The sequence below is a fragment of the Dermatophilaceae bacterium Soc4.6 genome (assembly GCA_039889245.1).
In the GTDB taxonomy this organism is placed as follows: Bacteria; Actinomycetota; Actinomycetes; order Actinomycetales; family Dermatophilaceae; genus Lapillicoccus.
Map to the genome: position 1 here is coordinate 3,922,939 of JAZGVH010000002.1, position 11,277 is coordinate 3,934,215.

General features: G+C 73.8%; 8 protein-coding genes. 5 read left to right on the forward strand and 3 right to left on the reverse strand.

Annotated features, from left to right (window positions below):
* The first annotated feature begins 10 nt into the window (after positions 1 to 10).
* The 4 genes from V3N99_18365 to V3N99_18380 are packed head-to-tail and all read left to right on the forward strand — an operon-like array spanning position 11 to position 5,321.
* Positions 11 to 1,765 carry a lipid II flippase MurJ gene (locus V3N99_18365; GenBank protein MEO3938696.1) on the forward strand — a complete coding sequence of 585 codons (1,755 nt, stop codon included), beginning with the start codon at positions 11 to 13 and terminating at the stop codon, positions 1,763 to 1,765.
* 34 nt (positions 1,766 to 1,799) lie between these two features.
* Positions 1,800 to 2,921, forward strand: coding sequence for a glycosyltransferase family 4 protein (locus V3N99_18370; protein MEO3938697.1), 1,122 nt, complete (start codon positions 1,800 to 1,802; stop codon positions 2,919 to 2,921).
* A 6-nt stretch (positions 2,922 to 2,927) separates the two neighbouring features.
* The gene (locus V3N99_18375; GenBank protein ID MEO3938698.1) at positions 2,928 to 4,646 is read left to right on the forward strand and encodes a CTP synthase; all 1,719 of its coding nucleotides are present in this window, start codon (positions 2,928 to 2,930) and stop codon (positions 4,644 to 4,646) included.
* Positions 4,647 to 4,655: 9 nt separating this feature from the next.
* Positions 4,656 to 5,321, forward strand: a complete 666-nt coding sequence (locus V3N99_18380; protein ID MEO3938699.1) for an NUDIX hydrolase — start codon at positions 4,656 to 4,658, stop codon at positions 5,319 to 5,321.
* A gap of 22 nt (positions 5,322 to 5,343) precedes the next feature.
* Here V3N99_18380 and V3N99_18385 read toward each other — a convergent pair whose 3' ends face one another.
* A complete protein-coding gene (locus V3N99_18385; GenBank protein ID MEO3938700.1) occupies positions 5,344 to 5,880 on the reverse strand; it encodes a hypothetical protein in 537 nt (178 codons plus the stop codon).
* A 215-nt stretch (positions 5,881 to 6,095) separates the two neighbouring features.
* On the opposite strand from V3N99_18385, the gene V3N99_18390 reads away from it, so the two are divergent.
* Positions 6,096 to 6,884 carry a glycosyltransferase gene (locus V3N99_18390; GenBank protein MEO3938701.1) on the forward strand — a complete coding sequence of 263 codons (789 nt, stop codon included), beginning with the start codon at positions 6,096 to 6,098 and terminating at the stop codon, positions 6,882 to 6,884.
* Here V3N99_18390 and V3N99_18395 read toward each other — a convergent pair.
* Positions 6,869 to 7,702: a hypothetical protein gene (locus V3N99_18395; GenBank protein ID MEO3938702.1), complete on the reverse strand. Its 834-nt coding sequence runs from the start codon at positions 7,700 to 7,702 to the stop codon at positions 6,869 to 6,871. The two genes, V3N99_18390 and V3N99_18395, sit on opposite strands and share 16 nt — an antisense overlap.
* 142 nt (positions 7,703 to 7,844) lie before the next feature.
* Complete coding sequence (locus V3N99_18400; GenBank protein ID MEO3938703.1) at positions 7,845 to 11,204, reverse strand: glucodextranase DOMON-like domain-containing protein; 3,360 nt, start codon at positions 11,202 to 11,204, stop codon at positions 7,845 to 7,847.
* Positions 11,205 to 11,277: the final 73 nt, after the last annotated feature.

Consider the following 11,277-nt stretch of genomic DNA (forward strand, 5'->3'; position numbering starts at 1 on the left):
GGTCGCGGTCGTGAGGCGCCCCGACCGCGCACCCCGCGTGAGCGACATCGACGGCGCCAACGACGGCGCCAACGACGGCGCCAACGACGGCGCTAGTGCCCCGCGGAGCCCACGGGGCATCGTCGCGGCGGCCGGTCTGGTGGCCGTCGTGACCCTCCTGGCGCGGATGGTCGGCTTCGGTCGCTGGCTGGAGTTCTCGCGCTCGGTGGGGGCCACGTGCGTCGGCACCGTCTACCAGAGCGCCAACTCGCTGCCCAACGTGCTGTTCGAGGTCGCGGCCGGGGGAGCGCTCGCGGCCGTCGCCGTCCCGCTCATCGGTGGCGCACTCGGGAGCGGACGGCGGACCGAGGCCGACCGCATCGGGTCGGCGCTGCTCACGTGGACCCTCGCGCTCCTCGTGCCCTGCTCCGTGGTGCTCGTGGTGCTCGCCCCCCGGGCGGCCTCGTTGCTGGTCGGCGAGGGGGCGTGCCCCGGCAGCCGGGACCTGGCGACCACGATGCTGCGCCTCTTCGCCCCCCAGGTGCCGCTCTACGGGCTCGGCATCGTGCTCGGCGGCATCCTGCAGTCGCACCGTCGCTTCCTCGCTGCCGCCCTCGCCCCGCTGCTGTCGAGCCTCGTGGTCATCGGGTCCTACACGGCCTACGGACGGCTCGCCGACGGGGCTCGGTCGATCGAGAACGTGCCGGCGCAGGCGGTGCTGGTCCTGGCCGGTGGAACCACGGCCGGGGTCGTGCTGCTGAGCCTGCCGCTGGTCGTGCCGGTGCTGCGGCTGGGCATCCGGCTGCGACCGACCTTCCGCTTCCCGTCGGGGGTGGCCCGGCGGCTCGGGTCGCTCGCCGGCGCCGGGCTGCTGGCGCTGGTCGCCCAGCAGTACGCCGTGCTCGCCACCCTCGTGACGACGCGCCGGGCGGGCACGGGCGTGCTCAACGTCAGCACCTACGTGCAGACCCTCTACCTCTTGCCGTATGCCGTGCTCGCGGTGCCGCTCGCGGTCTCCGCCTTCCCGGCGCTCGCCACCATGGCCGGAGCGGCCGGTGCCCGCGGTGGGTCGCCCGAGACGCCCGAGCTGGTGCGGCGCTCCGGGCCACGGACCGACGACGTGGCCCCGGTGCTCGCCCGCACCCTGCGGGCCACCGTGCTGCTCGGCTTCGCCGGGGCCGGGCTGCTCGCCGCCGTGGCCACCCCGCTCGGCACCTTCTTCGGTGAGCTCGACGCGGGCCGCACGGGCGCTGGCGGTCGCAGCGCCCTCGTCGAGCTGCCGAACGCCCTGCTCGCCCTCGTGCCGGGCCTGCCCGCCTTCTGCGTGGCCGCTCTGCTGACCCGTGCGCTCTACGTGCGGGGACGGCCGCTGCTGGCCGGCGCCGCGGTCGCCGGGGGGTGGCTCCTCGCGGGGTCGGTGCCGCTGGTGCTCGTCCCCCCGGGGTCGACCCCGGGGCGGGCCCTGGTGGTGCTCGGGCTGGCGAGCTCGGTGGGTCTGACGCTGGCGGGTCTCGAGCTCGCGGCGGCGACCGCCCGGGCGTGGGGCCACGAGGCGCTCAGCGGCCTGCGACGAGCCACGGCCGCCGGTCTCGTGGCCGCGCTCGTGGCCGCCGCCGCCGGCACGGTGCTGACCCGGGTCTGGGTGGTCACCGGGCTGCTCCCCGCTGTCACCCAGGCCGTGGTCGTCGGCGTGGTCGCGCTCGCGCTGCTCGTGGTCGTGATGGGCTCGGTCGACCGGCCGACCGCTCAGCTGGTGCTGCGGCAGGTCCGGCGGTCGGGGTCGTGACGCGGCTCGTGGGCGGGCCCTGGCGAGGGTCGTCATGAGGGTCGTGATGGTGCTGGGGCGCAGCACGGGGGGCATCGGCACCCACGTCGGTCAGCTGCGCGACGACCTGCGGGCCGTGGGGGTCGAGGTGGTGGTGGTGACGCTCGCCTCGACGGCACGGCACTTCGGCTGGCACGACGCCCTCACGTGGTGGCCCGACGACGGGCGCAGCCTCGCTACGTGGCCAGGCCGGCTGCGCGACCTGGTGAGGGGCGCCGACGCGGTGCACGCCCACGGGCTGCAGGCCGCGACCGCCGTGGCGCTCGGTCTCGGTCTCGGGGGTCGCCACCGGGCGAGGGTGGTGGTGTCGCTGCACAACCCGCCACCGACGGGTGCCGGGCTCCGCGGTCGGGTCGCGTCCGCGCTGGCCTCCTGGGGCCTGCGACGGGCGGACCTCGTCACGGGCGCCAGCGTCGACCTCGTCGACCTCGCCCGTCGTCTCGGTGCGCGCCACTCGGTGCTGGCGCCCGTGCCGTCCCCCTCGGTGCCGTCCCTGCTGGACCAGCCGGCGATCGGCGTCGCCGAGCGCGCCGTCCGCGCGTCGGCCCTCGGTCTCGGAGCGGGAGCCGACCGGCCGCTGGTGCTGACGGTCGCTCGGGCCGCCCCGCAGAAGCGCCTCGACCTCGTCGTCGACGCCGCAGCGCTGATGCGTCACGGGGCCCATGTGGTCTGGGCGGTCGCCGGAGCGGGTGACCCCGCCGAGCTGACGATCCTGCGCGCGGCGGCCGAGAGCACTGGTGTGCGGTTCCTGGGTGCGCGTCACGACGTGCCAGCCCTGCTGGGTGCCGCCTCGGCCCTGGTCGTCACGAGCGACTGGGAGGCGCGGGCGCTCGTCGTGCAGGAGGCGATGGCGGCCGGGGTGCCGGTGGTCGCGACAGAGGTGGGCGGCATACCGGGGCTGCTGGAGGGGACCGGGCGGCTCGTGCGGCCCGGGTCGGCGAGGGCGCTGGCGGCCGCCCTCGACGGTCTCGTCGACGACTTCCGGCGTGATCCCGACGGGCTCGCGGCGCAGGGTGCGCGGGGGCGGGTGGTCGCGGGCTCGTGGCCCGACGGGGCGGCCACGGCGCGCCAGTGGCGGGCGTGGTACTCGGGCCCCCCGGTTGATGACCTAGACTGAGATCCCGTGGTGGACCAGACGAAGCACATCTTCGTGACCGGAGGTGTGGCCTCCTCTCTCGGCAAGGGACTGACGGCTTCCAGCCTCGGTCACCTCCTGCGACAACGGGGTCTGCGGGTGACGATGCAGAAGCTCGACCCGTACCTCAACGTGGACCCGGGCACGATGAACCCGTTCCAGCACGGCGAGGTCTTCGTGACCGACGACGGGGCCGAGACCGACCTCGACATCGGGCACTACGAGCGTTTCCTCGACGTCGAGCTCGCGGGGTCGGCCAATGTCACGACCGGGCAGATCTACAACGCCGTCATCGCGCGTGAGCGTCGGGGGGAGTACCTCGGCGACACGGTGCAGGTGATCCCGCACATCACCAACGAGATCAAGTCGCGCATGCGGGCCGAGGCGACCGGGCTGCCCGATGCGCCCGACGTGATCATCACCGAGGTCGGTGGCACCGTCGGCGACATCGAGTCGCTGCCCTTCCTCGAGGCCGCGCGCCAGGTGCGCCACGAGATCGGCCGCGACAGCGTCTTCTTCCTGCACGTCTCGCTCGTGCCTTACCTCGCCCCGAGCGGCGAGCTGAAGACCAAGCCGACCCAGCACTCGGTGGCCGCGCTGCGCCAGGTCGGCATCCAGCCCGACGGGCTGGTGCTGCGGGCCGACCGCGAGATCCCCGAGGGGATCAAGCGCAAGATCTCGCTGATGTGCGACGTCGACGCCGACTCGGTGGCCGCGTGCGTCGACGCCCCCAGCATCTACGACATCCCGAAGGTGCTGCACCGCGAGGGGCTCGACGCCACCGTGATCCGTCGGCTCGGGCTGGCCTTCCGCGACGTCGACTGGCACGACTGGGACCTCATGCTGCAACGGGTGCACGACCCGGAGCACGAGGTCGAGATCGCGCTGGTGGGCAAGTACGTCGACCTGCCCGACGCCTACCTCTCGGTGACCGAGGCGATGCGCGCCGGTGGCTTCCACCACGACGCGAAGGTGCACGTGCGCTGGGTCGCGAGCGACGACTGCCGCACCGAGGCTGGGGCGCAGCGCGCGCTCGGCGGTGTCGACGCGGTGCTCGTCCCCGGCGGCTTCGGGGTGCGTGGCATCGAGGGCAAGCTCGGCGCGCTGCGCTGGGCCCGCGAGCGTCAGGTGCCGACCCTCGGCATCTGTCTCGGGCTGCAGTGCATGGTCATCGAGTACGCCCGCAACGTCGCTGGCATCGAGGGTGCCTCGTCGTCGGAGTTCGACCCCGAGACGCCCGACCCGGTCATCGCGACCATGGAGGAGCAGAAGGCCTTCGTCGAGGGCGCCGGTGACCTCGGGGGCACGATGCGGCTGGGGCTCTACCCCGCCGCGCTGGCTCCGGGCAGCGTCGTCGCCGCGGCCTACGGCACCGAGCTCGTGCACGAGCGCCACCGGCACCGCTACGAGGTCAACAACTCCTACCGCGCCCGCCTCGAGGAGGCCGGGCTGGTCTTCTCCGGGCTCTCGCCCGACCGCGAGCTGGTGGAGTTCGTCGAGCTGCCGGCCGACGTCCACCCGTACTACGTCTCGACCCAGGCGCACCCGGAGTTCCTCTCCCGGCCGCACCGGGCCCACCCGCTCTTCGCCGGGCTCGTCGGGGCCGCGCTCGACCGGCAGCGCGCCGAGCGCCTGGTGGAGGTGGAACGGCACACGGCCGACGCCGCGGCCGCCGCAGTGGGTGCGCCCGCCGACGCCGGCGTCTGAGGGGGCTGCGTGGACATCCCGCTCGGTGGTCGCCCGGAGCTGGTCGACGAGGTCGTCGACCGGCGGGTGGTGGACCGCAGCACGGCGTACGAGGGGATGGTCTGGGACGTGCAGCGCGACGTCGTCGACCTCGGCGACGCCGGGCAGGTGACCCGGGAGTACGTCGAGCACCCCGGAGCGGTCGTCGTCGTGGCCCTGCGCGAGGTCGACGGGGTCGACCACGTCGTGCTGATCCGGCAGTACCGGCACCCGGTGCGGACCATCGAGTGGGAGCTGCCCGCGGGGCTGCTCGACGAGCCGGGGGAGGCGCCGTGGCTCGCCGCCGCCCGCGAGCTGCGCGAGGAGGTCGACCTCGTCGCTCGGCGGTGGCACGTCCTGCTCGACTTCTACTCGTCACCGGGTGGGGTCTCGGAGTCGTTGCGGGTCTTCCTCGCCCGCGACGTGAGGCCCGTCGGGCCGGAGGACGGCGACTACGAGCGGCACGGCGAGGAGGCCGAGATCACCGCTCGCTGGGTGCCGCTCGACGACGCCTACGACGCCGTGCTGGCCGGTCAGGTGCACAACTCGGGGGCGGTCGTCGGCCTCATGGCGGCGTGGGGTGCGAGGGCTCGCGAGTGGGCACCGCTGCGGTCGTACGACGCGCCGTGGCCGTGGCACCCGGCCTACCGGGGCTGAGACGCCGCCGACGGCCGGCGGGTCAGCTCGACCAGAGGTGCGCCACGTCGATGACGACCCGCGGTGGCACACCCGTCGCCTCCAGCACGAAGACGCGGAACGGCAGGCGCGCCCGCACGCCCAGCCCCAGCGTCGTCTGGCCCTCGAAGCTGCCGGCGAAGGCCACCTGCCGGAAGGTGCGGTAGCCGGTCACGTCGACGATCTCGTTCGGGGTGGCGGGGTCGTAGGTCACGCGGTACGTGTCGTCCGAACGGGTCGTGATGATCTGCAGGAAGGCGCCACCGCGCAGCGGGACCGGCGCTCCGGATCCGTCGTGCCCGACCTGCCCCACGTAGGCCACCCGGGCCCAGGAGGCCCCGTCGATGACGAGACGGTCGTAGCAGGCGTGCTTCCCTGCCCGCACGTCGGTGACCGAGACCCCGTCCGCTCCGCTCGCCGCGCGGGGGAGCGACCCCCAGGTGATCCCGCAGTACGGCGTGGCCGCGCTCGCGGCACCGCTCGGAACCCCTGCTGCCAGCGCGAGCGCCAGCACCGTACACATCCTGAGAAAACGCTTCATGGCTCCTTCTCCTTCGTCGGGGGCGCTGCCCGACCGGCCGCGTCCACCACTGGAAGACGCACGAGGACCGGCGCAGGTTGACAACGCACCCGTTGGGAGCGGCGGACGGCGACGTCGCTGACTCAGGGCAGGCCATGCGTCAAGCGCGACGACGCTGAGTCAAGTGGGGAAGGGGCCACCGATCTGACGCCCCGGTACTGCGGGATGCTGGACCCGTGAGTCCTCCTGCCGACCCGTCCCGATCGACCACGCCACGGGTGGACCGGGCCTCGGTCAGCGTGTGCCTGGCGTCGTACGACGGTGCCGCGTGGATCGAGGAGCTGCTGGCCTCGGTGCTCGCGCAGCTCGGGCCGGACGACGAGGTGGTGGTGGTCGACGACGGTAGCAGCGACGACACCGTGGCCAGGGTGCAGGCACTGGGCGACTCGCGGATCTCCTTGCACCGCAACGAGATCAACCTCGGTAGCGTGCGCACGTTCGAGCGGGCGATGACGCTGAGCCGGGGCCGCTGGCTGTTGCTCGCCGACCAGGACGACGTGTGGGTGCCGGGACGGCTCGAGGCGATGGTGGGGGCGTTGCGTCACCACGGGGTCGTCGCCACGAGCGTGGCCGTGCTGGGCGAGCCCCTCGAGCCGCCGCGGTGGCCGCTGAGGGCGCGCGACTCCGGTCGGCGGCTGCTCAACCTCGGGCTCGTGATGGTCGGCGCACGGTGGTACTTCGGCTGCGCCATGGGCGTGCGACGTGACGTGCTGGCCGTCGCACTGCCGATCCCGGCGTTCGTGCACGAGTCGCACGACCTGTGGCTGGGGGTCGTGGGCAACGTGCTCGGCGAGATGACCCACCTCGAGCGACCATCGGTGCAGCGGCGCCTGCACGAGGCTAACCAGACCCCGCTGCACTGGCGCAGCCTGCCGACGATCCTGCGCTCGCGCTGGATGCTGGCTCGAGCGGTGGCCGTCGCCGTCCGACGGGCTCGTCGGGTTGCCCGTCAGCGCAGCGAGTAGGCTTGGCGCGACACGCTGAAGCGCCCCGAGCCGAGAGTGCAGGTGACGGTGGTGCTGTCGCTGCGGCAGGTGAGGCGTGACGAGCCGCTGCCGGCGACGACAGCGGCACCGGTGGCGAGAGTGACCTCCTGCTGCCCACTGGCGCGGGAGACCAGCCTCGAGGCCGGCAGGCCCTCCCACCAGGTGCCTGCGCCGCCTCGGGCCGCGTCGGCCAGCACGGTGTCGGTGGTACACGTGAGCTCGGCGCCGCGAGCCGTGAGGGAGATGCCGGCGCCCCAGGCGCCGTGGCAGTCGGGGGGCGTCGGCGGCGGCGTCCAGGTGCTGCTCTCGAGGTCGCAGCGAGCCTGCGGGCCATCGGCCGACACCGCGCAGACGATGCCGCCGGCGGCGGTGGCGAAGGCGGTCTCGACGTGACCCGTCGCGTCCACGACGGTGGGGGACGAGCTGCCGGTGAGCACCGGGGTGGAGCGGGTCGTCGGCGGAGGGACCGGCCGCGTCGTCGCCGCGGGGGAACCGCTCGACGACGGTAGCGTCGTCACGGTCGGGCCGGGGGTCTCGGTCGACCCGGCCGGCGCGGCCGGGACGGTCGGCACGGTCGGCGTCGGACCCGTCGGACCCGTCGGGCCGGGCGGGCCCGAGGTGGGTGGCGCGCCGGAGGTGCTGCCGGCGGGGCTGACCCCGGTCAGCGCCGAGCCGGACAGGGGGGCCGGCGCGCACGCGGTCACCGCGAGGGCGACCACGGTCAGCAGTCCGACGCGCAGCACCGTCGTGCCTCGACGACGAGGTCGCGGAGAAAGCTCGCATTTCGTGCGGGTCATGCGACGAGGATCGCACGCCGGCACCCCACGAGGCGGCACCGGCACGCGGGGCTCTCCCTACGGCATCGGGCTGGCGGTGGCGGACGGCTGCGTCCGCGTCGAGGGGGTTTGTTACCCACCGCGACGCGGACGCAGCCGCAGGTCAGCCGACGGGGACCGCGGCCACCGTGACCGGTGGAGCGGTCGGGTCGAGCTCGTCCGCCTGGTTCACCCCGGCCGGGGTGAGCACGTCGACCGCCTTGGGCACCGTGTTCGGGTCGAGCGCACAGATCGGGCTCGTCCCGCCCTCGGCGCAGACGCCGAAGGAGTAGCCGCCGGGCGTGGGGCTGAAGCCGCGCGCCTTGTCGCCGCTGAAACCGTCCTGACCGGTCAGGACGACCGCGAACGACCACCCCGGGCCCGGGGTGCCACCGAGCGACGCCTTGTCGAGGGTGATGGTGACGGTCTTCGCGGGACCGCTCGCGATGACTCCGGGCCGGCCCAGCGAGGTGCCGTTGGCGTCGACCCAGACCGGGTCGGCAAAGCCCTGCACCTCGATGCGCTGGCTCCACGCGTCACCAGCCGCGATCTCGTAGTTGCGGCTGGCGTAGGCGGCCGACGTCGAGGTGGGCGACCCGGTGGGGGTGTGCACGTAGACGTCGAGCAGCTGGGCCCCGAGCGATGACCCGAAGGTCGGTGACAGGTCGGCGAGGCTGGCCTGGAGCACGACCTGGTCGCCGCTGTCGAGGACCCGCCAGCGGGTGAGGTCGAAGGCTCCGGGGTGGAAGTCGCCGGCCGTCGGGTAGGCGTAGGTGCCCGGCCCGTTGTCGTCCCCGGTCGGGTCCGTGACGTCCTGCACCACGGTGCCCGTCACGAGGGTCGAGACGACGGTCACCTGGGCGTAGCCGGTGCCGGAGCCCAGGCTGGCCGCCGCGGTGATCACGCTGGTCCCGGTCGGGGTGGGCACGGTCAGGCTCCACGACCCGTCACGCGCGGCGCGGGTCTGCCGGGTGGCCGTGGCCCCACCGGCGTCGGTCGCCGTCGTCGCCACGGTCACCGTGGCGCCCGCGGAGGACGTCCCGGCCACCTGGGTCGCGGCGGTCTCGACCTGGGTGTTGGTCACCGGCGAGGTGATGGTGACGGGGACCGCGGTCACCGACCCGGCGGCATACCGGCTGGCGACGGCTTGCGGCTGGTCGACGAGGTGACCCTCCGCGAGGGAGCGCACGAGTCGCACCTCCTGGGCCTGGGCCCAGGTGAGCGGAGCGGCAGAGCCGGTGGGCCGGCCCGGCTCGAAGCCGATCGAGGCGAGACCCGGGTCGGTGCCGAAGGGTGAGGCCGCGACGGCCGGGTCCTCCCAGGCCTGCTCGGGCACCAGACCGACACCGGAGCTCTGGCGGTCGATGGTGCGCAGCAGGCTGCTGGCAGCGGGGAGGTTGCCCGTGCCGATCAGCTGCTCCGCCCGCTCGCCGGCGAGCACCGGCCAGAGGTGGCCCGATCCGTGCCCGGTGGTCGGCCACGGCTGACCGTCGACGGGGCAGTCGGTCGGGTCGGGCGTCCAGCAGTCGCCGTAGCCGTCCTCGGAGCCCGCGCCGTCCGTGCCGTAGCGGTAGAAGCCGGTGCCGGTCGGGGTGTCGCGGCGGATGACCTGGTCGACGACCTGGAGCGAGCGGCGCACGTCGGCGTCGTTGGCGGGCAGGGCGCCGAGCCGGGTCAGCTCGAGGAAGCCCTGGTCGATGACCGCGCGCTGGTCGGAGTCGACCGAGCCGTTGCCGAGGTTGTAGGTCGTCCCCGCGTTGGGATCGCCCGTCTTCGACAGCCGGATGAAGTAGCGGCCGGTGGCATACGGGCCGGTGGTGGTCACCGTCCAGCCCTTGATGCTGCGCTGGAAGTGGTCGGCCGTGGCCCGGTAGACCCGCGCCGACGCGGCGTCGCCGTTCGTGTCGGCGATGCGCGCGGCAGCGACCAGCCCGGCGATCTCGGCGGCGATGGTCGAGGGCGAGTAGCCGCCCTGCTCCTCCCACCGCTCCGAGCCGAAGGACGGGCCGTGGCTCACGACGAAGTCGGCGGCCTTCTTGATGTGGTTGCGGTAGAGGCCCTGGTCGGTGTCGAGCCCCGAGAGCAGCGCCATGAGGATGGGGTAGCTGGTCTCGTCGAGCTGGTCGCCGCCGGTGTCGGGCGCGGTCTTGCCGTTGGGGAGGCTGTTGCGCGGCATCCGCCCGTCGGGCAGCTGCTGTCGCAGGAAGAGGAATCGCGTGGTGTCCTGCGCGGTCGCGACGTCGCCGGCGGCGAGGAAGCCGGTGAAGGCCTCGTAGAGGTCGCGGCCGAAGGTCTCGCGGTAGGAGCCGAAGTAGACCGGCTTGCCGTCCACCTTGGTGCCGGCCTCGACCGCCTGCCCCCACGGGCTGCCCAGCCCCGCGGCGACGGCCCCGGGGAAGGTCTTGTCCTCACTGGCCTTGAGCACGTTGACCGACAGCCAGTAGGCCGCACGGGCGCGCTCGGCAGCAGCGGGCGTCAGGCCCGGCAGGCGGTACGGCGGCGCGACCAGACCGGCGTCGTAGTCGGTCCAGGTCTTGACGTAGGCGGCGCGGGTGTCGCCGTACGAGGTCGCCGCACTGGCCCCGGCGACGTCGATCGCGGCATTGCGGCGGGTGCCGTAGCCGAGGGCGAGGGTGCTGGTGCCGCCGCTGGAGAGGTCGAGCCGGGCCGTCTGGACGACGTTGCCCTGGCGGGCGGTCGTCGTCGTGGAGGTGAGCCGGTGCGCGGCGTCGAGCTGGGTGAGGCCGTCACTGGACGTGCCGGCATACCCGCTCTGCGCGCTGAGGAAGGGCTTGTCGGCCCGGAGCGCACCGAAGAGCGGGACGGCGTAGTCGCGGTTGACCGCCTGGCTGCTGGTGTTGGTGTCGGAGCTGACGAGCGCGGTGGTGGACGCGTCGACGACCGCGTCGTCGGCGCCGCCGTTCTGGGTGGTGGCGTCACCGCCACCGCCGTTGCCGTTGACCGACGCGTCGTAGCGCACGTAGACCTGCAGCCCGGGCTCGCGGGTGATCAGCCGCACCTTCATGACCACGGCGTCGCGCACCGGGTCGGTGACGTAGTCGGTGACCAGCGTGTAGCGACCGCTCTTGGCCCGGCTCGTGACCTCGCAGGCCATTCCCGACCGGTCGGTGGTGCGCACGGTGTAGGTCGTGTCGCGCGACTGCAGGTCGGTGAAGGTCGAGCCGTCGGTCACCGCGAGCTGCAGGGTCTCGACGTTGGTGTTGTCGACCGTCGGGGCGTAGACGTCGGAGAGCACACCGTTGGCGACGGTGTACCAGACCTTCGACGTGCGGTTTGCGGCCGTGCCGAGGCAGTCCTTGCGGGCGAGGCCGAAGTGGCTCATCGCGCCGGGGGAGCCGTCGGCGGCGGCGACGCCCGCGGAGAGGCCGGGCGGGGCAGCCTGGGCCGGGAGCACCGGCAGGAGGGGAAGCGCGGCAAGGGCTGCTGCAGCGACCGTAGGGATCAGGACATGGGGCTGGGTCACGCGACGGTGCGTGACGCGGGGAGAAAGGCGCACGAAGGGACTATGGACCCATGTGAGCCGCGCCACAACCCTG